This window comes from Streptomyces sp. NPDC015661 (genome assembly GCF_043077765.1).
Taxonomy (GTDB): domain Bacteria; phylum Actinomycetota; class Actinomycetes; order Streptomycetales; family Streptomycetaceae; genus Streptomyces.
Window position 1 is genome coordinate 466,907 of the sequence record NZ_JBIBST010000001.1, and the last position, 22,958, is coordinate 489,864.

The following is a 22,958-nucleotide window of genomic DNA, read 5'->3' on the forward strand; positions in this document are numbered from 1 at the left end:
ATAGCAGCTCTGCGGGAGGTCGACACCGATGAGCCGGAGCACCGCGGATTCCGCATCCTCCGTCACCCTGCCGCCCCCGAAGGAGCGGCGCAGGTTGCGTGAGGCCCTCGCCCTGAGCGAGGAGCAGGTCGCCGATGCCATGGGCGTCACGAAGGCCACGGTGAGGGCCTGGGAGACCGGGCGCTCGACGCCCCGGGGCCGCAAGCGCGAGGCGTACGCGCGGCTGCTCGGCACGGACGAGCCGGAGGGCCCGCTCACGGCCGAGCCCGGGCCCGAAGGGCTCGGGCCGACACGACCGGAGGAGGCCGGGGCCACGGGCCGGCAGACCCAGGCCGGGGCCGAGGCCGGGGGCGGGACCGAGGGCCTGCAGGCCGGGGCCGCGGGCCGGACCGAGGGCCGACAGGCCCAAGCACAGGCGGAGGCCGAGGCCCAGCCCGCCCAGGCCCAGCCCGCCCAGGCCCAGCCCGCCCGGGCCGAGGCCCAGGCCCGCGCGGCCCGGCCGCAGGCCCAGCCGGCCCGGTCGCAGCCGCAGGCACCCGCCCCGGCCACCGCCCAGCCCCTGCCCTCCGCCTCGGGGAACGTCCGGCCCAAGGCCGCCGCCAAGCGGGCCGCCAAGCCGCCGCGGGCCCCGTCCCCCGTCCCCGCCATCGCTCCCGGCCCCGCCCGCAAAGGCGGCTCGAAGCCGCCGGAGCGGCTGAAACCGGCGGCGGCCGAGCCCCCCGCGGCAGCGGCCGCACCGGGTCTCACCCCCGAGGAGGCCTTCGACGCGCTGTACGCGTACGTCGCGCCGGGCCTCGTCCACCAGACGTATCTGCTGACCGGGCGCCGCCGGCTCTCCCGCGAGGCCGTCGAGCGCGCCTTCCACCACGCCTGGCAGCACTGGCCCGAGGTCGCCGTGGACGCGGACCCGGTCGGCTGGGTGCGGGCGACGGCCTACGAGTACGCCCTCTCCCCCTGGCACCGGCTGCGCCGCGCCCACAAGCACCCCGACTCGCCGCCGGCCGAGGCGAACCGGCGGGCCCTGCTCGGCGCGCTCCTCGAACTGCCGGCGCCGTACCGCCGGACCGTCCTGCTCTACGACGGGCTCGGCCTGGACCTGCCGGAGACGGCGGCCGAGACGGAGGCGAGCACCCCGGCGGCCGCGAACCGGCTGCTGCACGCCCGTACCCTCATCGGGGAGCGGATCCCGGAGCTCGCCGCCCCCGAGGCCCTGCACCGACGGCTGAGCGCGCTGGTCGCGGAGGCGCCGACGGTGACCCTGCCGGCCGCCCGCGCGGTCCGGACGGGCAGCGAACGCCGGGCCCGGAAGTGGACGCGGGCGGTGCTCGGGGTGACGGCGGTCCTCATCGGGGTCACCGGCTTCACGGCGGCGACCGCGCCGACCCGCTACATCCCGGTGAACGCCCCCGGCGAGACCGTCAACGGCGTGCCCGTGCGCGGCGGCCCGCAGAAGCTCCGCCCGGAGGACCTGGAGCTGCGCGAGAAGCTGCGCGCCGAGCCCAACCCGGGCCCGGAGCGGCTGGTCCCGGCGGCCGAGTGACACGTCCGGACATGCGAGAGGGCCCCGCCCCCACCCGGTCTCCCGGGAGGGGCGGGGCCCTCTCACGTACTGCCTCTCAGGCTGCTGTGCGTTTCAGCCCGTTCAGCCCGCGAGGATGGCGCGCGCCAGCTTGGCGGTCTCGGTCGGCGTCTTGCCGACCTTGACGCCGGCGGCCTCGAGGGCCTCCTTCTTCGCCTGGGCGGTGCCGGAGGAGCCGGAGACGATGGCGCCGGCGTGGCCCATGGTCTTGCCCTCGGGCGCGGTGAAGCCCGCGACGTAGCCGACGACCGGCTTGGTGACGTTGGCCTTGATGAAGTCGGCCGCACGCTCCTCGGCGTCGCCGCCGATCTCGCCGATCATGACGATCAGGTCGGTGTCGGGGTCCGCCTCGAACGCCGCGAGGGCGTCGATGTGCGTGGTGCCGATGACCGGGTCGCCACCGATGCCGACGGCGGACGAGAAGCCGATGTCACGGAGCTCGTACATCATCTGGTACGTCAGCGTGCCGGACTTCGAGACCAGGCCGATGCGGCCCGGCTTCGTGATGTCGCCCGGGATGATGCCGGCGTTGGACTGGCCCGGGGTGATGAGACCGGGGCAGTTCGGGCCGATGAGGCGGGTCTTGTTGCCCTTGTCCACGGCGTACGCGTAGAACGCGGCGGAGTCGTGGACGGCGATGCCCTCGGTGATGACGACGGCGAGGGGGATCTCGGCGTCGATGGCCTCGACGACGGCGGCCTTCGCGAAGGCCGGCGGCACGAAGAGGACGGAGACGTTGGCGCCCGTCTTCTCCATCGCCTCGGCGACGGTGCCGAAGACCGGGATCTCGGTGCCGTCGAAGTCGACGGAGGTGCCGGCCTTGCGCGGGTTCACGCCACCGACGATGTTGGTGCCGTCACCCAGCATGAGCTTGGTGTGCTTCATGCCCGTGGCACCGGTCATGCCCTGGACGATGACCTTGCTGTCCTTGTTGAGGAAGATAGCCATGGCTGTGGTTTCCCCTGTCCCTTACTTCGCAGCCGCGAGCTCGGCGGCCTTGTCGGCCGCGCCGTCCATGGTGTCCACGCGCTGCACGAGCGGGTGGTTGGCGTCCGACAGGATCTTGCGACCCAGCTCCGCGTTGTTGCCGTCGAGGCGCACGACCAGCGGCTTGGTGACCTCTTCGCCCTTGGAGGCGAGGAGCTCCAGGGCCTGGACGATGCCGTTGGCGACCTCGTCACAGGCGGTGATGCCACCGAAGACGTTGACGAACACGGACTTGACGTCCGGGTCGCCCAGGATGATCTCCAGGCCGTTCGCCATGACCTCGGCGGAGGCGCCGCCACCGATGTCGAGGAAGTTGGCCGGCTTCACGCCGCCGTGGTTCTCACCGGCGTACGCGACGACGTCCAGGGTCGACATGACCAGGCCGGCGCCGTTGCCGATGATGCCGACCTCGCCGTCGAGCTTGACGTAGTTGAGGCCCTTGGCCTTGGCGGCAGCCTCGAGCGGGTTGGCTGCGGCCTTGTCCTCGAGCGCCTCGTGCTCCGGCTGGCGGAAGTCGGCGTTCTCGTCCAGGGACACCTTGCCGTCGAGGGCGAGGATGTCACCGGAGGCGACCTTGGCCAGCGGGTTGACCTCGACGAGGAGCGCGTCCTCGGCGACGAAGGTCTTCCACAGGGTCACGAGGACCTCGGCGACCTTCTCGGCCACGTCGGCCGGGAACTGCGCCAGGGCCACGATCTCGCGGGCCTTCTCGATGTCGACGCCCTTGTTGGAGTCGACCGGCACCTTCGCGAGCTTCTCGGGGGTCGTCGCGGCGACCTCCTCGATGTCCATGCCACCGGCGACGGACGCCATGGCGAGGAAGGTGCGGTTGGTGCGGTCGAGGAGGTACGAGACGTAGTACTCCTCGACGATCTCCGGAGCGGTCTCCGCGATCATCACCTTGTGGACCGTGTGGCCCTTGATGTCCATCCCGAGGATGTCCGTCGCGCGGGCGACGGCCTCGTCCGGGGTGGTGGCCAGCTTGACGCCGCCGGCCTTGCCGCGGCCGCCGACCTTCACCTGCGCCTTGACGACCGACTTGCCGCCAAGACGCTCGGTGGCCTCGCGCGCCGCCTCAGGCGTGTCGATGACTTCACCGGCCAGCACCGGTACACCGTGCTTGGCGAAGAGGTCCCTCGCCTGGTACTCGAACAGGTCCACGCGCGTCCGTCCCTTTTCTGATGATCGCGGTTCGTTGTCTGCGTGGGCGTGCCGCGAAGGGCAACGTGACTGCGCTGTCACAAGGGAGGCGTGCACGGAGTCCGTGGACGCGGCATGTCCGTCTCGCAGGTTATCCCCGAGGGCCGTGGGTCCCTAAATCGCAGATCACAACAGAGCGGTGATACGGGTCACAGACCGTACGGACCGGAGGGCTGTCCGTAGGGGTGGCGGGGCGGGTCCGGGGACCCCCCGCGGCAGGCGGGGACTGGCCTCCGGGGCGCTCACGACGCGCCGGGCGCCGGGGTGAGGGCCGTTCCGGTACGAGTGTGATATGGACCTCAGTCGGCCCGCGGGCACCCGTGTGGGTGGTCCGGGGACGACGGATTCCGCACCCGGCCGTCAGGCCTCGGGTATCGGAAGGGGGCGCTTCTCCAGAGCGGCCGCCATGATCTCCGGGAACAGGTCCGGGGTGCAGGCGAAGGCGGGGGCGCCGAGCGCGGCGAGGGCGGCGGCATGCTCCCGGTCGTAGGCGGGCGTGCCCTCGTCGGAGAGCGCGAGCAGGCTCACGAACTGCACCCCGGAGGCCTTCATCGCCGCGACCCGCTTCAGCATCTCGTCGCGGATGCCCCCCTCGTACAGGTCGCTGACGAGGACGACCACGGTGTCGGCGGGGCGGGTGATCCTCGACTGGCAGTAGGCGAGGGCGCGGTTGATGTCGGTGCCGCCGCCCAGCCGGGTGGAGAAGAGGACGTCGACGGGGTCGTCCAGCTGCTCGGTGAGGTCGACGACGGAGGTGTCGAAGACGACGAGGCGGGTGGCGAGCGTCCGCAGGGAGGCGAGGACCGCGCCGAAGACGGCGGCGTGGACGACGGAGGCGGCCATGGAGCCCGACTGGTCGATGCAGAGCACCACCTCCTTCCTGACCGCCCGGGAGGCGCGCCCGTGGCCGACGAGCCGCTCGGGGACGACCGTGCGGTGCTCGGGCAGGTAGTTCCTGAGGTTGGCGCGGATGGTGCGGTCCCAGTCGATGTCGCGGTGGCGGGGCCTGCTGATCCGGGCGGAGCGGTCGAGCGCGCCGGTGAGGGTGGCGCGGGTGCGGGCGGCGAGGCGCTTCTCCAGGTCGTCGACGACCTTGCGGACGACGGCCCGGGCGGTCTCCCTGGTCGTCTCGGGCATGGCTCCGCCGAGGGAGAGCAGGGTGCCGACGAGGTGCACGTCGGGCTCGACGGCCTCCAGCATCTCCGGCTCCAGGAGGAGGGTGGCGAGCCCGAGCCGGTCGATCGCGTCGCGCTGCATGACCTGGACGACGGAGCTCGGGAAGTACGTGCGGATGTCGCCGAGCCAGCGGGCGACGGAGGGCGCGGAGGCGCCGAGCCCGCCCGAGCGGTCGCCCGAGCGGTCGTAGAGCGTGCCGAGGGCCCGGTCCATGACGGCGTCGGTGCCGGTGAGCGCCCGGCCGGTGCCGTCGGCTTCGCCGCCGCCGAGCACGAGCCGCCAGCGCCGCAGCCGCTCGTCGTCGCTGATGGTCGTGCTCATACGAGGGCCTCCTTTCCGAGGATGAGGTGGAGCAGGGGGAGCACGGCGTCGGCCCGCGCGCGGTCGTGACCGGCACCGAAGCCGGGGGTGCCGGGCGCGGCGGGCCCGGGCCCGCCGGACCCGGGGCCGCGGGCGACGAGCTCGCCGAGGGTGCGGCGGACGCCCGTGTCGTACGCGGAGAAGGTGCGGCGCAGCAGCGGCAGGACATCGGCGAAGGCCTCGTCCGGCACGCCGCTGAGCCAGGCGTCGACCAGTCCGAGGAGCCGCTCGTCGTGGACGAGGAGCAGCCCGCCGCCGGAGGCCCCGCCGACGAATCCGTCGACCCAGGCGGCGGCGTCGGCAGGCGGGGTGCCGGGCGAGAGGGCGCGGCTCATGAGCACCGCGGCCTCCCGGTCGGCGATCCGCCCCTCGTCGAGCAGCAGCCGGGCGGCCCGGCCCCGGAGAACGCCCGGTATCCGGTCCCGCTCGGCCAGCCGGCGCAGCACCGCGGCCCAGCGGTGGAGGAGGTCGGGGCCGGGGGCGCCGGGCGGGCGGCCGGGCGCGGCGGCGCCTTCGTCGGGGTGCCCGGCCTCGGCGCTCGTCCCGGGCCCGGTCGGTGCGGCGGGCGCGCCGGGAGGGTCCTGGAGGAGGGCGATCGCCGTGTGGACGGCGTCGATGCGGTCCCGCATCCGGGTCGCGGCGTCCGCGTCGAGGCCGGCGCAGGCGGGCGGAAGGCCGACGCAGATCCGCTCGGCGAGCCCGGCGGCGACCTCGCCGAGCGCGGCCGTGCCGGTGCCGCGGACGTCGCCGTAGCGCAGGGAGCGGGCCAGGGCCGGCAGGGCCTCGGCGAGGTGGGCGACGTCGGTGTCGAGCGCGGCCCGGTCGGCGAGCGCCCGCATGACGACGGGCAGGGCGCCGGTGAGCCCGGCGAGGAGGCACTGCTCGGCGAGGGCGGTGATGTCGGTGAGCGCGGTCGCCGCGAGGGCGCGGGACTCGGCCTTGGCGGTGGCGGCGGCCTCGACGGTGGTCCCCCAGACGCCGGCCTCGGCGACCTGGACGTGCAGCTCGGGCTCCCAGCGCAGCCGCCAGGTCTCCCGGAAGGTGCCGGTGCCGGTTCTTCCGGTGGCCGGATCGCCCCAGTGGACGCCGAGGAGCCGCAGCCGGTGCAGCAGGCGGCTGCGCTCGCCGTCGGTGTCCTTGCGCAGGTCGAGGGCGAGCTCGCGCTCCTGGGCCTCGGGCTTGAGGCGCAGGGTGCGCCGGCGGCGGGCCAGATCGCGCTGGAGGGGTACGGCGGGGGCGGCGGCGGGGACCTCGCCGAGGACGTCGCCGACGACGAGCCGGTCGCGGACGAGGTCGAGCGGGACGTCGGAGCCCTCGCAGAGGACGGCGCGGACGGCGTCTGTCGTCTCGTCGAGGCCGGGGAGCGGGCGGCCGCGCAGGGCGGCGAGGGTCTCGGCGAGCCGGACGGCCTCGATGACGTGGGCGGAGGAGACCGGGTGGTCCTCGGCCCTGAGGAGGCCGGCGACCTTGGTCATCCACCGTTCGACGGGCCGGTCGGGGGCGGCGAAGAGGTGCCCGTACCAGCCGGGCGCGTCGATCCCGGCGCCGTAGCCGGAGCGGCGGGCGAGCCTGCGGTGGGTCCAGGGCACCCAGGTCAGCTCGGTCTTCGCGCGGGGCAGGCCCTTGAGGAGGGCCTTGTCGGCGGCGACGGTGGTCCTGCGGGTGAGCGCGGGGACGTGCCAGGCGCCGCAGACGACGGCGACGGAGTCCCCGAACTCCTTGCGGGCGGCGCGCAGCCGGAGCCGCATGTACGCCTCGCGGACGAGGTCGCGGGGGTGGCCGCCCTCCCCGTACGTCTCGCGGAGGGCGCCCATGGCCTCGGCGAGGGCCTCGAAGGGGGCGGTGGGGTCGCCGTCCCCGCGCAGCTCGACGACGTCCTCCCACCAGCGCTCGGCGTGCTCGTACCCGGCGGTCCTGGCGAGTTCGGCGACCGGGTCGATCCGCGGGCCGCTCCCGCTCACCTCGTCCTCCCCGTCGCTCCAGGTGGGGTCGGCGGCGGCGAGGGTGTGGGCGGCGGGCAGGTCGACGAAGCGGACGGCGGCGCCGTGGTCGAGGGCCCAGCGGATCGCGACCCATTCGGGCGAGAACTCGGCCATCGGCCAGAACGCGGCCCGCCCGGGGTCGTCCACGGCGTGGGCGAGCAGCGCGACGGGCGGCCGCATGCCGGGGTCGGCGGCGAGCGCCACGAGGGCGTCGGCCTCGGCGGGGCCCTCGACGAGCACCGCGGCGGGGCGCCGCGCCTCCAGGGCGGCCCGCACCGCGCGCGCGGACCCGGGCCCGTGGTGCCGCACCCCGAGCAGGAGGGGGCCGGCCCGGTCGGGCGGGGACGCCACGACCGGCCCCGCGGCCCCGGCGCCCGGCACGTCGCCGGTGTCCGGCGCGCGTGTCGTGTCCGACGCCGTGCCCGTGGGGGTCACGCCGTCACCTCGCGGCAGGCGCGGTAGAAGTCCTTCCAGCCGTCTCTCTCCCGCACGACCGTCTCCAGGTACTCCTGCCAGACGACGCGGTCGGCGGCCGGGTCGCGGACGACGGCGCCGAGGATGCCGGCGGCGATGTCGGCGGGGCGCAGGACGCCGTCGCCGAAGTGGGCGGCGAGGGCGAGTCCGCCGGTGACGACGGAGATGGCCTCGGCCGTGGAGAGGGTCCCCGAGGGGGACTTGACCCTGGTCCGGCCGTCGGTGGTGACCCCGTCCCGCAGCTCGCGGAAGACGGTGACGACCCGGCGGATCTCGTCGACCCCGTCGGGCGGGGCGGGCAGGTCCAGGGAGCGTCCGAGCTGTGCGACGCGGCGGGCGACGATGTCGACCTCGGCCTCGGGGGTCGCGGGCAGCGGGAGGACGACGGTGTTGAAGCGGCGGCGCAGGGCGCTGGAGAGTTCGTTGACGCCCCGGTCGCGGTCGTTGGCGGTGGCGATCAGGTTGAAGCCGGGGACGGCCTGCACCTCCTCCCCCAGTTCGGGGACGGGCAGGGTCTTCTCGGACAGGATCGTGATGAGGGTGTCCTGCACGTCGGCGGGGATGCGGGTGAGTTCTTCGACCCGGGCGGTCTTCCCCCGGGACATCGCGCGCATCACGGGGCTGGGGACGAGGGCGTCCCCGGTGGGGCCGTGGGCGAGGAGCCGGGCGTAGTTCCAGCCGTACCGGATGGCTTCCTCGGGCGTGCCGGCGGTGCCCTGGACGAGGAGGGTGGAGTCGCCGCTGACGGCGGCGGCGAGGTGCTCGGAGACCCAGGTCTTCGCGGTGCCGGGGACGCCGAGCAGGAGCAGCGCCCGGTCGGTGGCGAGGGTGGTGACGGCGACTTCCACGATGCGGCGCGGTCCGACGTACTTGGGCGTGACGACGGTCCCGTCGGGGAGCGTGCCGCCGAGGAGGTAGGTGGCGACGGCCCAGGGCGAGAGGCGCCAGCGGGCGGGCCGGGGCCGGTCGTCGGCGGCGGCGAGGGCCGCGAGTTCATGGGCGAAGGCGTGCTCGGCGTGCGGCCGCAGGGCCTCGGTGGCGGTCTGCGGCCGTCCCGGTCCGGTGTCCGTCTCGACACCGGAACCGGGCGTGGCGATGGTTTCGGGCACGGGCATGGATCCCCCTCCAGATCGTTCGACCTGCTGTGCGATCCACGGTGCACCATGCCACTGACAACGGGATGTCTCCGCCGGTCAGGGGCGGTTGGAGAGGTGAGGGAGGGTCAGCCGGCGACCGGGGAGACGGCGACGCATCCGCCCGCCATGGCCTGCTCGCCCTTGGCCTCCTTGATGACCTTGCCGTCGTGGATGACCTTGCAGGTGAGGTCGGCGGGGTCGAGGGAGATCGGCATCACGGCCGGCGGCATGATGCCCTTCAGGGTCACCGTCTTCTTCCAGGGCGTGGCCGGCTTCTTCTCCGACTCGACCTTCGGCTCCATCGCGGTGCCGCCGCCGGCGTGGTAGTCGATGGACTCGATGCTCTTCCCACTGACCTCGTACGTGACCTCGTACGTCTCGTTCACGGCCTTGTCGACCTGGTCGACGGCCTTCTCGGCGGCCTCGGAGCAGGCTCCGAGGCCGAGGGCGAGGCCGGTGACGGCGAGGGCCGAGACGGCGGTGCGGACAGTGCGCTTCATGGGGTCCCCTGGGCGGTCTGGTGCGGTTCGTCGATCGCCGCAGAGAATCGTAAAGGGATGGTAAAGTCAAATCACCTACCGTCCCGCCCCCCTCACCGAACCGCCAGGTCAAGGGCGTTGTCAGTGGCGGCCTCTACCGTCGGGGACATGAATGGCATGGGGGTGCGCTGGACTGCGGAACAGGTGCTGGCACTGGCTCCTGACGAGGCGTCGCGCAGAGCGGGGAGCGAGCTCGGCACGGCCGGGCCCTGGTCGGAGACCGGGTGCGGGGACGGCGCCGTCTGGGGCGTGTGCAAGGGCAGCGGCAGCACGCCGTACCGGACGGTCGTCGACACCAAGGACCCCGCGTACTCCTGCGGTTGCCCCAGCCGGAAGTCCCCCTGCAAGCACGCGCTGGGCCTGCTGCTGCTCCGCGCGACGGACGGGATCGCCGCCGAGGACGCCACCGCTCCCGACTGGGCCGAGCAGTGGCTCACCGGACGCCGCACCCGGACCCCGAGCGCAGGCCGGCCGGACGGGGAGGCGGCCCCGGGGGCGCCGGCGGACCCGGAGGCGGCGCGGCGCAGGGCCGAGCGCAGGGCGGCCCGGATCACCTCGGGCGCACAGGAGCTGGAGCAGCGGCTCGCCGATCTGCTGCGCGGCGGTCTCGCCGCGAGCGGGCAGGCGGGGTACGGGTGGTGGGAGGAGACGGCGGCCCGCATGGTCGACGCCCAGGCGCCGGGACTCGCGGGGCGGGTCCGGGAGTTGGGGGCCATACCGGGCTCGGGACCGGGCTGGCCCGTGCGGCTCCTGGAGGAGTGCGCGCTGACCCACCTCCTGGACCGGGCGTGGCTGGCCGCGGACCGGCTGCCCGCCCCGTTCGCGACGACGGTACGGACCCGGGTGGGCCTCACCGCCCCGGCCGACGGCGTCCCGGTGCGCGACCACTGGCTGGTCCTCGCGCAGTACGACGCGGCGGACGCCCGGCTGACCACCCGTCGGATCTGGCTGCACGGCACGACGACCGGCCGCACCGCACTCCTGCTCTCCTTCGGCGCGGCGGGCAGGGCTCCCCTGCTCGCGCTTCCCGTGGGCGCGCTCCTCGACGGCGAACTGACCCCGCACACCGGCTCCGGCCGGCTGCGGGCGGAGCCGGGCGAGCAGTTCGTCCCCGTCGCGGGCCCCGTCGCCCCGCCGGAGGGCGGACCGGTCGGCGCGGCCCTCGACGCGTACGGCCGCGCGCTCGCCGAGGACCCGTGGCTGGAGTCCTGGCCCGTGACGCTGAGCGGGGTCGTCCCGGCCCCCGCGGAGTACGGCTGGCAGCTCGCCGACGCCGACGGCCGCGAGGCGCTGCCCCTGACGCCCGCCGCCCAGTCCCGGCCCGGCCTCTGGCGCCTCGTCGCCCTGTCCGGCGGCGCCCCGGTGACCGTCTTCGGGGAGTGCGGGCACCGGGGGTTCACCCCGCTCGCCGCCTGGTCGCCGGAGGCCCCGGGCGAGACGGTCCCCCTCATATGACGCCCACCCACAAGGGACCCGACCACCGCGCACCGGCCCACGGGAGGAGCTCCATGGACACCACCACGACCACCGCCACCACGCCCCCCGCCGACGACGCGGCGTGGGAGGAGCTCGTCAGCTCGGCGCTGCTCGGCACGGACCGGCGGCCGCCCGCCGGGCTCGCGGGCGCGACGCCGGCCCGGGACATGCCGGGTGCGCTGCTCGACGCGGCCGCGCTGCACACCGTACGACGCAGGGCGGGGCTGCGGCCGGGGCCCGCCGCGCCCCTGCCGGAGCCCGCGCCCGAGGACCCTCGCGCGCCGCTGCCCGAGGCCGCCCGGCGCCGCCTCGACCAGCTGCTCGCCGGCCGGGCCGCGCCCTCGCCCGCCGGGCGCCGCGGGTCCGCCCCCGACCTGGCCGAGCTGCTCCCCCAGTGGCTGGTCCTCGCCAACCGGCAGGGGTACAAGGCCCCGCCCGCCACCCTGCCGGCGCTGCTCGACGCGGCCAGGGCCCGCACCGATCTGCGGCCCCGGGCGCTGCGTCTGGCCGGTCCCCGCGGGCTGTGGCTGGCCCGGCTCAACCCCGAGTGGAGGTTCGCCCTCCGGGGCACGGGCGCGGGCGGCGACCTCCCGTCCCCGCAGGACGCGGAGGGGGTCCGCGTCCTGTGGGACGAGGGCCTGTTCGCCGAGCGGGTCGCCCTGCTCGCCGCCGTACGGACCGAGGACCCGGCCGCCGGCCGCGCGCTGCTCGCCTCCACCTGGGCCGCCGAGCGGGCGGAGGACCGGCTGATGTTCGTGGACTCGCTGCGGACCGGACTCTCCGACGCCGACGAGGAGTTCCTGGAGGAGGCCCTCGGCGACCGGAGCCGTAACGTCCGGGCCACCGCCGCCGAGCTGCTCTCCGCCCTGCCGGCCTCCGCCCTCGCGGGCCGGATGGCGGTCCGCGCCGCCACCTGTGTCGGCCTGGACCGGACGGCCCCGGTCCCCACGATCGCCGTCGAGGCGCCGCACGAGTGCGACGCGGCGATGCAGCGGGACGGTCTGGTGGCGACGCCCCCGGCGGGCCGGGGCGAGCGTTCCTGGTGGCTGGGCCAGCTCGTCGAGGCGGCGCCGCTGCCCGCCTGGCCGGCCAGGTTCGGGGGCCGCACCCCGGAGGAGATCGTGGCGCTGCCGGTCGCCGACGACTGGCAGGGCGAGCTGCACGCGGCCTGGTGCCGGGCCGCCGTGCGGCAGCGGGACCCGGCCTGGTCGCGGGCGCTGCTCGGGTCCCCCGCGATCCCGCCCGCGACGGGCCCCGGCACCTCGTCCCTGGCCGAGCGGGCCCAGCTCCTCTCGACGCTGCCCGTGGAGGAACGGGCGCGCTGGGTCGCCTCGTTCGTCGCGGCGCACGGTCTCTCCGAGGCGTTCCAGCTGCTCGGCGTCTGCGCCGTCCCGTGGGCGGAGCCGCTCGGCGAGGCGGTGATCGACGCCCTCGACATCGCGCGGGAGGCGGGCAGTTACCCGTGGAGCTTCAGCGGGGTGATGGGCCTGGCGGAGCGCTGCCTCGCCCCGGAGGCGGCACGGCAGCTGGAGTCCCTGACGGCCCGCCCCGACGAGGCGGAGGACCACTCGCCCGGCGCGGGCGACTACTGGGCGGAGGCCTTCCAGCGCCTGGTCTCGACGCTCCGGCTCCGCGCGGCGATGCGCGCCGAACTCACACCGCCGGAGCCCGGCCCCGTACAGCCTTCCAGCCCCTGAGGCGCGGCCCCGCCGGAACCCGGCCCCCGGAACCACACCCGCCGGGACGAACCCGCCGGGACGCACTCCCCCGGAACCACACCCGCCGGGACAAACCCGCCGGACGGAATCCACGGGGACGAACCCCGCCGGGACGCACTCCACCGGAACCACACCCGCCGGGACGAACCCCGCCGGACGGAATCCACGGGGACGAACCCCGCCGGGACGCATTCCACCGGAGCGAACCCCGCCGGGACGGCGACAGGGCCCCCGCTCAGGAGGGCCCTGTCATGACCTGCGCACCGCGCAGCGGGTCACGCGGCGACGCGGACGTTCGCGTTCACCCAGTCGACGATCGACGCGGTCGTCGCGCCCGGCGTGAAGATCTCCGCGACGCCCTTCTCCTTCAGCGGGGGGATGTCCGCGTCGGGGATGATGCCGCCGCCGAAGACCTTGATGTCCTCCGCGTCGCGGTCCTTGAGGAGCTCCAGGACCTTCACGAACAGCGTGTTGTGCGCTCCGGAGAGGATCGAGAGGCCGATCGCGTCGGCGTCCTCCTGGATCGCGGTGTCGACGATCTGCTCGGGCGTCTGGTGGAGCCCGGTGTAGATGACCTCCATGCCGGCGTCGCGGAGCGCCCGCGCGATCACCTTGGCCCCGCGATCGTGTCCGTCGAGACCCGGCTTGGCGACGACCACGCGGATCGGACCGCTCACACCCATCAATGCCTCCACATGCGACCCCCGCGCCTCTTTGCCGGGGAGGTGAACGAACGTTATCTCCAGCATCCCGCACCCGGCCGTTTCGCGGTGGCGACCGAGGGGGAAATCACACGTGGGACATGTTCGCTCTGCGCCGTCCCCGCTTACGGGCCCTCCTCCTGGGCCCACCAGCCGCGAGCGGGGCCGGTCGCGAAGGGAGCCGCGACGAGGTCGCCGCGCCCCCGTGCCGCCGTCCGTGCGGCGCGGGGGCGCGGCGGACCGGCGTACCGTTCGGCCCCGCGTGCCGTTCGGGAGGCCGGCCCATGGAGCTCGCCAAGGTCACCGCCCTGATGAAGGCCACCGCGCTGGAAGTCGCGATCCTCACCGGCCATCTCGTCCTCTACCCGTCCGGGATCGTCGCCGAGCGGCTCTCCCCCGCCGCGCCGGCCACGACGATCGCCCCGGGCAGCCGCCCCGTCGTCCTGCTGCACGGTTTCGTCGACAACCGCTCGGTCTTCGTCCTGCTGCGCCGTTCCCTCACCCGGCACGGACGTGACTGCGTCGAGTCGCTCAACTACTCCCCGCTCACCTGCGACCTGCGGGCCGCCGCCGAGCTGCTCGGCCGCCGGGTGGACGAGATCCGCGACCTCACCGGACACGCCGAGGTCGACATCGTCGGGCACAGCCTGGGCGGGCTGATCGCCCGCTACTACGTGCAGCGCCTGGGCGGCGACTCTCGGGTGCGCACCCTGGTCACGCTCGGCACCCCGCACTCCGGCACCACGGTGGCCCCGCTCGCCGACGCGCATCCGCTGGTGCGGCAGATGCGGCCCGGTTCGGAGGTCCTGCGGGAGCTCACCGGGCCCGCGCCCGGCTGCCGGACCCGGTTCGTGAGCTTCTGGAGCGATCTGGACCAGGTGATGGTGCCGGTGGAGACGGCCCGTCTCGACCATCCCGACCTGCTCGTGCACAACGTGCGGGTGAGCGGGATCGGCCATCTCGCGCTGCCGGTGCATCCGACGGTGGCCGCCGGGGTCCTGGAGGCCCTCGACGCGGGCGGTCCGGGCGCCTCCGGGACGCGGGAAGAAGGGCCGGGAGCCACCTCCGTCGCCTGACCGCACGACACCGTTCTTCGAACGTTCATCGAACACAAGGCCAAAGCTCTCCACCCGACCTGGCAAAAGACGGTCGATTGCCCGTTTCCTGCGGGCCCAAACCCCGCCGAAGATTGTCCGCCGCGCATACCGCCGGGTACAGTCGCGCCACTGCTTACCCCCGGGACACCCCTCACGGGCCCGCCCCGGACTGGTCCTGCTGCCGAGGCGAGAGAGACGTTGGTGAACGACCAGCACCCCCACGCCGGGTACGTCGGAGACGGCGCCCACACCACCGGCAGCTACGCCATCGACCCGCTGTTCGGCGCCTACCCCGGCGGTCAGGCCGACCACAGCGGCCAGTGGGACCTCGGCCAGTACGCGGCCACCGGCACGTACGCGACGACGGGGCAGTACGACACCACCGGGCAGTACGACACGACCGGCCAGTGGGACACCACCGGCCAGTGGAACGCCGCCGCCGGCTACGACGCCACCGGCGCGTACCCGACGGCCGCCCCGCAGTACGACACCACCGGCCAGTACGACACCACCGGGCAGTGGAACGCCGCCGCCTGGACCGAGGCCCAGCACACCGGCCAGTACGAGACCGCCCACGCCGGCGCGTACGCCGCCCAGGGCACGTACGGCTACGAGGCCTACGACGCCACCGGCCAGTGGGCCGCCCCCGCCTTCGCCACCGAGACCGGCGCCTTCGACGCGACCGCGTGGAACCACGCGACCCCGGAGCCCGAGCCGGTCGTCCCCCAGCAGTACACCCCGCACACCCCGCAGGCCGAACACACCGCCGAGTTCGCCTTCGAGTACGTCGCCGACGAGGCCGAAGAGCCCTACGCCCAGGCCGACGACCCGGCCGACGCCGGGGAGCCGGAGGCCCTCGAAGGTCTCGAAGACGGCGAGGACGACGCGTACGACTACGACTACGAGGGCTACGAGGCCGACGACCCGACGGTCGACGCGCCGGCCGTCGAGGTCCGTACCGACGCGCCCCTCGCCGGCCGCCCCGTGCGCCGCTCCTCCGGCGGCGGCCGCGGCCGTCGCCGCACCCCGGCCAAGCGGTCCGCGCTGCTGACCGTCGCGGTCCCCTCCGCCTGCGTCATGGGGGTCGCCGGCATCGCCGCCGCCTCCGTCGGCGGCCTCACCGGCCCCTCCACGGCCGGCGGGCAGAAGGACGACACGACCACGCTCGCCGCCGCCGACCCGGCCTCGGTCAAGCAGGTCGCCGCCAACAGCGCGCTCGACACCCAGCTCGCCGCGCTCAGCGCCGACGCCCGCGACTTCGGCGACCGCGCCAGCCGCACCCAGGAGCGCATCGACCTCCGCGCCCGCCAGGCCGCCGAGAAGAAGAAGCGCGAGGAGGAGGCGGCCCGCAAGGAGGCGCTGCGCCCCAAGTTCCTGCTGCCGGTGAAGCTGCACCAGCTCAGCGCCCGGTTCGGCCAGGCCGGCGTCAACTGGATGTCCCTGCACACCGGCATCGACTTCCCCGTGCAGTACGGCACCCCCGTCATGTCCGCGACCGACGGCACCGTCCGTACGCAGTGGAACAGCGCCTACGGCAACATGGCGATCGTGACCGCCCCCGACGGCACCGAGACCTGGTACTGCCACCTCAGCAGCACCAAGATCCGCTCGGGATACGTCAAGGCCGGCGACGTCATCGCCTACTCCGGCAACTCCGGCAACTCCACCGGCCCGCACCTCCACTTCGAGGTCCGGCCCGGCGGCGGCTCCGCGATCGACCCGCTGCCCTGGCTGCGCAGCCACGGCCTCGACCCGACCAGCTGAGCTTCCCCCCGCATCCGTACGAGAAAGGGCCCCGGCAGCAGCTGCCGGGGCCCTTCTCCTGTCGTCCTGCCGTCCTGCCGTCCCGCTACAGCTTCTCGACCGGCGCGTACCGCAGCAGCAGCCGCTTCGGCTTGTCGTCGCCGAAGTCGATCGTCGCCTGGGCGTCCGAGCCCCCGCCCGTCACCGACACGACGGTGCCGAGGCCGAACTGGTCGTGCGTGACACGGTCACCGACCTGCAGGGAGATCACCGGCTTCTCGCCGGCGCGCCGGGTCGCGAAGCCGGAGGGACCGGAGCGCGCACGCGAGGAGGAGAGCGAGGAGGTGATCCCCGAGGTCGGCCCGGCGGGCTTCGCCATCGGACCGGTCCGCTTCCACTCCAGGTACGTGGGCGGGATCTCCTCCAGGAAGCGCGAGGCCGGGTTGTACGAGGGCTGGCCCCAGGCGCTGCGCATCGACGAGCGCGTGAGGTAGAGCCGCTCACGCGCGCGCGTGATGCCGACGTACGCGAGGCGCCGCTCCTCCTCCAGCTCCTTCGTCTGCCCGAGGGCGCGCATGTGCGGGAAGACGCCGTCCTCCATGCCGGTGAGGAACACCACCGGGAACTCCAGGCCCTTGGCGGTGTGCAGGGTCATCAGGGTGATGACGCCCCGGCCCTCCTCGTCCTCGTCCGGGATCTGGTCGGAGTCGGCGACGAGGGCGACCTGCTCCAGGAACTCGGCCAGGGTCGCGGGCTCCTCGCCGCGCTCCTGCTCGAACTCGAGGGCGACGGCGGCGAGTTCCTGGAGGTTCTCGATCCGGGTCTCGTCCTGCGGGTCGGTCGAGGCCTGGAGCTCGGCCAGGTAGCCCGTCCGCTCCAGGACGGCCTCCAGGACGACGGCGGGGCCGGCACCGGACTCGACGACGGTGCGCAGCTCGTCCATGAGCGCGTTGAACCGCTTCACCGCGTTCGCCGAGCGCGCGGCCATTCCGTACGCCTCGTCGACCCGCTTGAGGGCCTGCGGGAAGGTGATCTTCTCGCGCAGGGAGAGGGCGTCGATCATCGCCTCGGCGCGCTCGCCGATGCCCCGCTTGGGGACGTTGAGGATGCGGCGCAGCGGGACGTTGTCCTCGGGGTTGGCGAGGACCCGGAGGTACGCGAGGACGTCCCGGACCTCCTTGCGCTCGTAGAAGCGCACGCCGCCGACGACCTTGTAGGGCAGTCCGACGCGGATGAAGATCTCTTCGAAGACACGGGACTGGGCGTTGGTCCGGTAGAAGACGGCGACGTCCCCGGCCTTGGCCTCGCCCGCGTCGGTGAGCCGGTCGATCTCGTCGGCGACGAACTGGGCCTCGTCGTGCTCGGTGTCGGCGACGTAGCCGGTGATCTGCGATCCCGCGCCCGCGTTCGTCCACAGGTTCTTGGGGCGGCGGGACTCGTTGCGCTCGATGACGGCGTTGGCCGCGGAGAGGATCGTCTGGGTGGAGCGGTAGTTCTGCTCCAGGAGGATCGTCGTCGCGTCCGGGTAGTCCTCCTCGAACTGGAGGATGTTGCGGATGGTCGCGCCGCGGAAGGCGTAGATCGACTGGTCGGCGTCACCCACGACGCACAGCTCGGCCGGGCCGAGGTCCTCGTAGCCCGTGCCGACGAGCTCCCGCACGAGGGTGTACTGGGCGTGGTTGGTGTCCTGGTACTCGTCGACGAGGACGTGGCGGAAGCGGCGGCGGTAGTGCTCGGCGACGTCGGGGAACGCCTGGAGCAGATGGACCGTCGTCATGATGATGTCGTCGAAGTCCAGGGCGTTGGCCTCGCGCAGCCGCGCCTGGTACATCCGGTACGCCTCGGCGAGCGTCTTCTCGAAGCCGTCGGCGGCCCGGTCGGCGAAGGTCTCCTCGTCGATCAGCTCGTTCTTGAGGTTCGAGATCTTGGCGCTGAACGACTTCGGCGGGAACTTCTTCGGATCGAGGTCCAGGTCCCGGCAGACCAGCGACATCAGCCGCTTGGAGTCGGCGGCGTCGTAGATCGAGAAGGAGGAGGTGAAGCCGAGCTTCTTCGACTCGCGGCGCAGGATGCGGACGCAGGCGCTGTGGAAGGTCATCACCCACATCGCGTGCGCACGCGGTCCGACGAGCTGCTCGACGCGCTCCTTCATCTCGCCCGCGGCCTTGTTCGTGAAGGTGATCGCCAGTATCTGGCCGGGGTGGACGTGCCGGGTGGCCAGGAGGTGGGCGATGCGGTGGGTGAGGACCCGGGTCTTGCCGGAGCCGGCACCGGCCACGATGAGCAGCGGGGTGTCGGTGTGGACGACGGCGGCGCGCTGCTGCTCGTTCAGCCCCTCCAGGAGCGCGGCGGCATCCACGACGGGCCGGGGATGGCCGTCGCGGTAGTGCGCGTCCCGGGCGGGCGGGGGCGCGTCGAAGTGCTCCCCGAAGAGGTCGTGCGGGACCTCCTCCGTGGCCGGGGAGCCGTGCTCGTCGTCCTCGGGGTGGGGCGGGGGCTCCTCCGAGGAGTGGTTCTGGAGGCCGGCCAGGAAGCTGTCGTCAAAGAGGCTGCTCATCGCCTCACGAGTCTAGGACGCCCCACCGACATCCGGGCCCGCCTTCGGGACGCGGGCTGTGGAAGGGCTCACACCCAGAGGGTCGCGCTTCCCGTCCAGAGGGCCGCGCTCCCCGTCCAGAGCGCCGTGATTCACACCCAGAGGGTCGCGATGAAGATGTTCGCCGTGGTCAGGCCGCCGACGGCGGCGAAGAGGCCCTTGTCCACCTTCTCCTCGTCCCGCTTGACGTAGACGAGACCGAGGATCACGACGAGGATCGCCAGCTTGATGCCGACCTTGAGGTTGTTCACGGTCTGGTCGTCGGCCTGGTTGAGGCCGACGAGCGCGACGCCCGTGATCAGCATGGTCAGCGCGCCGTGCAGCATCGCGGGGCTGAAGCGGGCCGTACCGGCGCCCATCGCCTTCATCTGGGTGAGGAAGCCGCCCAGGAGGGAGGCGATACCGACGATGTGCAGGGCGACGAAGACATTGATGAGTACGTCCATGGGGCGGAGCCTAACCGGGGCCCTAGCACCGCTCTCCGGCCGGGTCCACTCCCCCCGCCGCTTCGGTCGGACGATCTCCGGAATGCCCCCGGCCCCTCACTCCAGGTGAAAGAGATCGGTCCCCGACACGTCAACTGACGCCAATAACGTTCAACTCCCCGTCCGGCCGTGACCCCAGGTTTAGCGTCCTCCACCAGGTGACCGGCTCCCCACCACCGCCGGCGATCCGGCGGCTGTCGGTCACCCCCGCCGAGAAAACCGGCGGCGGTCCGTCTCCCCTGTGCGGCCCGCCGTCGGCCCGGCGGGCACCGTCCCCCTCAGGGAAGAGGATGTGACCCGCCCTCGTGGCAGCGCACCGGAAGTCCAAACAGTCCCCCCTCGGCGGCTCGGCGGTCCGCACGGCCGCCACCCTCGCCCTCGCCTCGGCGGCGACGGCGACGCTCTTCGAAGGGTCCGGCCACGCGGACCCCCGGCCCACCACCGCCCAGGTCAGGGCGAAGGTCGACCGGCTCTACGAGGGGGCCGAGGTCGCGACGGAGCGGTACAACGGGGCGAAGGAGAAGGCCGACGAGGCGCGCGCCGCCTTCGACCGGCTGCGCGACGAGGCCGCCCGCAGGACCGAGCGGCTCAACACCGCCCGGGACGCGCTCGGGGCCATGGCCGCCGCCCAGTACCGCAGCGGAGGGCTCGACCCCGCGGTGCAGCTCGTCCTCACCTCCGACCCCGACCAGTACCTGGAACGGGCCGCGCTCGCCGAGAAGGCCGGGGACCGGCAGGCGGCCGCCGTCACGGCCGTACGGCGCGAGCTCACCGCGATCCGGCAGCTGCGCGCCGAGTCGGCGGGGAAGCTGACCGCACTGCGCGGGCACGAGGCGGAGCTGCGGCGGCAGAAGGCGGCCGTGGTCGGCAAGCTGGCGGAGGCCAGGACGCTGCTCGCCCGGCTGACCGAGGAGGAACGCGCCCGGTACGAGGCGGCCGCCGCGGCCCGGGACGGCCACGGCACCACGAGCGGGGCCGACGGTTCGAGCGGCACGTCCGGCGGCTCCCCGACGGTGCGCGCCGACCGCTCCTCGGGCGGTGAGCGCGGGCCCGTGACCGCCCCGAACGCCCGGGCCGCCGCAGCCATCTCCTTCGCCCGCGCCCAGCTGGGCAAGCCGTACGTGTGGGGGGCGACGGGCCCCTCCGCGTACGACTGCTCCGGCCTCACCCAGGCGGCCTGGCGCGCGGCCGGCGTCTCCCTGCCCCGCACGACGTACACCCAGATCAACGCCGGCACGCGGGTCTCCCGCTCCCAGCTCGCCCCCGGCGACCTGGTCTTCTTCTACTCCGGCATCAGCCACGTCGGGCTCTACATCGGCGGCGGCCAGATGATCCACGCCCCCCGGCCGGGCGCCCCGGTGCGGATCGCCCCCATCGACGAGATGCCCTTCGCCGGGGCGACCCGCGTCGGCTGAACCCCGGCTCGGGCCCGGTGAGCCCTGCTCGGGCCCATTCGGACCTGGTCGGCCCGGTGAGCCCTGCTCGGCCCCGTTCGGACCTGGTCCGGCCCGGTGAGCCCTGCTCGGCCCCGTTCGGACCTGGTCGGCCCGGTGAGCCCAGCTCGGCCCCGTTCGGACCTGGTCGGCCCGGCTCAGACCAGGCGGCGGGCGGTGGCCCAGCGGGTCAGCTCGTGGCGGTTGGAGAGCTGGAGCTTCCGCAGCACCGCCGAGACGTGCGACTCGACCGTCTTCACCGAGATGTAGAGCTGCTTGGCGATCTCCTTGTACGCGTATCCCCGGGCGATCAGCCGCAGCACCTCCCGCTCCCGCTGGGTGAGCCGGTCCAGGTCCTCGTCCACCGGCGGCGCGTCCGTCGAGGCGAAGGCGTCCAGGACGAAACCGGCGAGGCGCGGCGAGAAGACGGCGTCGCCCTCCTGGACCCGGAAGATCGAGTCGACCAGATCGGTGCCCGTGATCGTCTTGGTGACATAGCCGCGGGCACCGCCACGGATCACCCCGATGACGTCCTCGGCCGCGTCCGAGACCGACAGGGCCAGGAAACGGACGGGGTTCTCGTGCGCGCCCATCAGGCTCGCGCAGCGCCGCAGCACCTCGACCCCGCCGCCGCCCGGCAGGTGCACGTCGAGGAGGACGACCTCGGGGCGGGTCGCGGTGATGACCGTGACCGCCTGGTCGACGTCGGCGGCCTCGCCGACCACCTCGACGCCGGTGATCTCGGTCCGGCCGATCTCGGCCTGGACCCCGGTGCGGAACATCCGGTGGTCGTCGACGAGCACCACCCGCACCCGACGCTCCGTGCCCGGCGCCCCCGCATCGGCTCCGGTCACTGCTCCGGTCTCGTCGCTCATCCGTCCGCCCTCTCCATCTCGAGCTCCACTTCGGTGCCCCCGCCCTGCGCCGGCCGCAGCCGGGCCGTACCGCCGTTGCGCTGCATACGGCCGATGATCGATTCTCGTACGCCCATCCGGTCCTCCGGCACCGAATCCAGGTCGAAGCCCGGTCCCCGGTCCCGGACCGACACGAAGACCGTGCGCCCCTCCACCTCGGCGTACACCTGCACGGCCCCGCCCTCGCCACCGTACTTGGCGGCGTTGACCATCGCCTCGCGCGCGGCCTGCATCTGCGCGGTCAGTTTCTCGTCGAGGGGGCAGTCGCCGACGACGACCACCTCCAACGGGACCCCGTGCTTGTCCTCGACCTCGGCCGCCGCCCGCTTCACCGCCTCCGCGAGCGTCTCCGGCTCCTCGTCCCGGCCGGTGCCCTCGGGCTTGTACAGCCAGTTCCGCAGCTCGCGCTCCTGCGCGCGGGCGAGACGGCGGACCTCGCCGGCGTCGTCGGCGTTGCGCTGGATCAGTGTCAGGGTGTGCAGCACGGAGTCGTGGACGTGGGCCGCGACCTCGGCGCGCTCCTGGGCGCGGATGCGCATGGTCCTCTCCTCCGTGAGGTCCTGCGACATCCGGACCAGCCAGGGGCCGGCGAGCAGGGCTATGCCGGTGAGGACCGCTACGGCGGCGGTGAGGGCCGTGCCGAGCTGGGCGACGGAACCGCGGACCACCACGAAGACCGCGAGACCGGTGCCGACGAGGCCGACGCCGACGAGGCCGCGGACGATCTGGAGCGCCCGTCTGTGGCGCCCGGAGTCGGTCCAACTGGCCCGGCGGGCGTTGTCCACCTGTCTCCAGACGAGGACGACGCCGACGGCGATGAGGAGGAGGGGCCATATGTAGCGCCCGGTCTCGTTGTCGACGCTGATGTTCCCGACGAGGGCCGCGATGCCGATGCCGAGCGCGATCAGGGCGACGACCTGCCCGCTGTCGGGCTTGCGCAGTCTGCGCCGCCCGTCCGGGGTGGTCTCGAAGAGGGAGCGCGGGGCGGACCGGCCGCCGACGCCGAGGGGGACGACGATCCAGAAGACCGCGTAGAGCACGATGCCGAGGCCGTTCGAGAACGACAGCACCACGAAGAGCGCGCGCACCCAGACGACCGGGAGGCCGAGGTGGCCCGCGAGGCCGCGCGCGACACCGCCGAGCCACCGCCCGTCGGCGCTCCGGTAGAGCCTGCGCACGGGTGGTTCGTCGGTCTCGGTGACACGAGCGGTTGCGGACATGCACCGATCGTCACACGTCCGGCCCGCCCCGGACATCAGGGTCCGCCCTGAGATCGTCCCTGGTACGGACTCGGGGGCGGCGGCCGCGCGAATATCAGGGTCGGGCCAGGGTCGGTCCCGGTGCCGCCGGGCGTCACGGGCC

17 protein-coding genes are annotated in these 22,958 nt (G+C 74.0%); 6 read left to right on the forward strand and 11 right to left on the reverse strand.

What is annotated here, in order from left to right; genetic code table 11:
* Positions 1-28 precede the first annotated feature (28 nt).
* The gene (locus ACF07V_RS02230) at positions 29-1,540 is read left to right on the forward strand and encodes a helix-turn-helix domain-containing protein (protein WP_392150993.1); all 1,512 of its coding nucleotides are present in this window, start codon (positions 29-31) and stop codon (positions 1,538-1,540) included.
* A 102-nt stretch (positions 1,541-1,642) separates the two neighbouring features.
* Here the strand turns inward: ACF07V_RS02230 and sucD are convergent, their stop codons facing one another.
* From sucD to ACF07V_RS02260, 6 genes are all read right to left on the reverse strand, one after another.
* On the reverse strand, positions 1,643-2,527 hold the full coding sequence (gene sucD, locus ACF07V_RS02235; RefSeq protein ID WP_351189857.1) for a succinate--CoA ligase subunit alpha: 885 nt from the start codon (positions 2,525-2,527) through the stop codon (positions 1,643-1,645).
* 21 nt (positions 2,528-2,548) lie between these two features.
* A complete protein-coding gene (gene sucC, locus ACF07V_RS02240) occupies positions 2,549-3,727 on the reverse strand; it encodes an ADP-forming succinate--CoA ligase subunit beta (RefSeq protein WP_392150994.1) in 1,179 nt (392 codons plus the stop codon).
* A gap of 399 nt (positions 3,728-4,126) precedes the next feature.
* On the reverse strand, positions 4,127-5,263 hold the full coding sequence (locus tag ACF07V_RS02245; RefSeq protein WP_392150995.1) for a VWA domain-containing protein: 1,137 nt from the start codon (positions 5,261-5,263) through the stop codon (positions 4,127-4,129).
* Positions 5,260-7,665, reverse strand: a complete 2,406-nt coding sequence (locus ACF07V_RS02250; RefSeq protein WP_392151364.1) for a DUF5682 family protein — start codon at positions 7,663-7,665, stop codon at positions 5,260-5,262. Before ACF07V_RS02250 ends, ACF07V_RS02245 begins: the two co-directional genes overlap by 4 nt.
* A gap of 50 nt (positions 7,666-7,715) precedes the next feature.
* Positions 7,716-8,873: an AAA family ATPase gene (locus ACF07V_RS02255; RefSeq protein WP_392150996.1), complete on the reverse strand. Its 1,158-nt coding sequence runs from the start codon at positions 8,871-8,873 to the stop codon at positions 7,716-7,718.
* A 107-nt stretch (positions 8,874-8,980) separates the two neighbouring features.
* Entirely contained in the window at positions 8,981-9,394 is a 414-nt protein-coding gene (locus ACF07V_RS02260; protein WP_392150997.1) for a hypothetical protein, read from the reverse strand.
* A gap of 147 nt (positions 9,395-9,541) precedes the next feature.
* On the opposite strand from ACF07V_RS02260, the gene ACF07V_RS02265 reads away from it, so the two are divergent.
* On the forward strand, positions 9,542-10,888 hold the full coding sequence (locus ACF07V_RS02265) for an SWIM zinc finger family protein (protein WP_392150998.1): 1,347 nt from the start codon (positions 9,542-9,544) through the stop codon (positions 10,886-10,888).
* Positions 10,889-10,941: 53 nt separating this feature from the next.
* A complete protein-coding gene (locus tag ACF07V_RS02270) occupies positions 10,942-12,606 on the forward strand; it encodes a DUF5691 domain-containing protein (RefSeq protein WP_392150999.1) in 1,665 nt (554 codons plus the stop codon).
* A 296-nt stretch (positions 12,607-12,902) separates the two neighbouring features.
* Here ACF07V_RS02270 and ACF07V_RS02275 read toward each other — a convergent pair whose 3' ends face one another.
* A complete protein-coding gene (locus ACF07V_RS02275) occupies positions 12,903-13,310 on the reverse strand; it encodes a cobalamin B12-binding domain-containing protein (protein WP_041130843.1) in 408 nt (135 codons plus the stop codon).
* Positions 13,311-13,612: 302 nt separating this feature from the next.
* Here ACF07V_RS02275 and ACF07V_RS02280 point away from each other — a divergent pair, with 302 nt between their 5' ends.
* Positions 13,613-14,404 (forward strand): lipase family alpha/beta hydrolase, encoded by a 792-nt coding sequence (locus ACF07V_RS02280; RefSeq protein ID WP_392151000.1) that lies wholly within the window; start codon positions 13,613-13,615, stop codon positions 14,402-14,404.
* 222 nt (positions 14,405-14,626) lie between these two features.
* On the forward strand, positions 14,627-16,189 hold the full coding sequence (locus ACF07V_RS02285) for a M23 family metallopeptidase (RefSeq protein ID WP_392151001.1): 1,563 nt from the start codon (positions 14,627-14,629) through the stop codon (positions 16,187-16,189).
* Between the two features lie 85 nt (positions 16,190-16,274).
* Here the strand turns inward: ACF07V_RS02285 and pcrA are convergent, their stop codons facing one another.
* Positions 16,275-18,725 carry a DNA helicase PcrA gene (gene pcrA, locus ACF07V_RS02290; protein WP_392151002.1) on the reverse strand — a complete coding sequence of 817 codons (2,451 nt, stop codon included), beginning with the start codon at positions 18,723-18,725 and terminating at the stop codon, positions 16,275-16,277.
* 131 nt (positions 18,726-18,856) lie between these two features.
* Positions 18,857-19,210, reverse strand: coding sequence for a hypothetical protein (locus ACF07V_RS02295; RefSeq protein WP_392151003.1), 354 nt, complete (start codon positions 19,208-19,210; stop codon positions 18,857-18,859).
* 344 nt (positions 19,211-19,554) lie between these two features.
* Between ACF07V_RS02295 and ACF07V_RS02300 the strand changes: the two genes are divergently transcribed.
* Entirely contained in the window at positions 19,555-20,664 is a 1,110-nt protein-coding gene (locus ACF07V_RS02300) for an NlpC/P60 family protein (protein ID WP_392151004.1), read from the forward strand.
* Between the two features lie 176 nt (positions 20,665-20,840).
* Here the strand turns inward: ACF07V_RS02300 and ACF07V_RS02305 are convergent, their stop codons facing one another.
* Both ACF07V_RS02305 and ACF07V_RS02310 read right to left on the reverse strand, forming a co-directional pair.
* Entirely contained in the window at positions 20,841-21,557 is a 717-nt protein-coding gene (locus ACF07V_RS02305) for a LuxR C-terminal-related transcriptional regulator (RefSeq protein WP_392151005.1), read from the reverse strand.
* On the reverse strand, positions 21,554-22,816 hold the full coding sequence (locus tag ACF07V_RS02310; RefSeq protein ID WP_392151006.1) for a PspC domain-containing protein: 1,263 nt from the start codon (positions 22,814-22,816) through the stop codon (positions 21,554-21,556). Before ACF07V_RS02310 ends, ACF07V_RS02305 begins: the two co-directional genes overlap by 4 nt.
* Positions 22,817-22,958: the final 142 nt, after the last annotated feature.

Coding starts and splice junctions, on each gene's coding strand:
- ACF07V_RS02255 (WP_392150996.1), bottom strand. CDS start 8,873: ATGCCCGTGCCCGAAACCATCGCCACGCCCGGTTCCGGTGTCGAGACG.
- ACF07V_RS02295 (WP_392151003.1), bottom strand. CDS start 19,210: ATGGACGTACTCATCAATGTCTTCGTCGCCCTGCACATCGTCGGTATC.
- ACF07V_RS02260 (WP_392150997.1), bottom strand. CDS start 9,394: ATGAAGCGCACTGTCCGCACCGCCGTCTCGGCCCTCGCCGTCACCGGC.
- ACF07V_RS02245 (WP_392150995.1), bottom strand. CDS start 5,263: ATGAGCACGACCATCAGCGACGACGAGCGGCTGCGGCGCTGGCGGCTC.
- ACF07V_RS02230 (WP_392150993.1), top strand. CDS start 29: ATGAGCCGGAGCACCGCGGATTCCGCATCCTCCGTCACCCTGCCGCCC.
- ACF07V_RS02310 (WP_392151006.1), bottom strand. CDS start 22,816: ATGTCCGCAACCGCTCGTGTCACCGAGACCGACGAACCACCCGTGCGC.
- ACF07V_RS02305 (WP_392151005.1), bottom strand. CDS start 21,557: ATGAGCGACGAGACCGGAGCAGTGACCGGAGCCGATGCGGGGGCGCCG.
- ACF07V_RS02275 (WP_041130843.1), bottom strand. CDS start 13,310: ATGGGTGTGAGCGGTCCGATCCGCGTGGTCGTCGCCAAGCCGGGTCTC.
- ACF07V_RS02280 (WP_392151000.1), top strand. CDS start 13,613: ATGGAGCTCGCCAAGGTCACCGCCCTGATGAAGGCCACCGCGCTGGAA.
- sucD (WP_351189857.1), bottom strand. CDS start 2,527: ATGGCTATCTTCCTCAACAAGGACAGCAAGGTCATCGTCCAGGGCATG.
- ACF07V_RS02270 (WP_392150999.1), top strand. CDS start 10,942: ATGGACACCACCACGACCACCGCCACCACGCCCCCCGCCGACGACGCG.
- ACF07V_RS02265 (WP_392150998.1), top strand. CDS start 9,542: ATGAATGGCATGGGGGTGCGCTGGACTGCGGAACAGGTGCTGGCACTG.
- pcrA (WP_392151002.1), bottom strand. CDS start 18,725: ATGAGCAGCCTCTTTGACGACAGCTTCCTGGCCGGCCTCCAGAACCAC.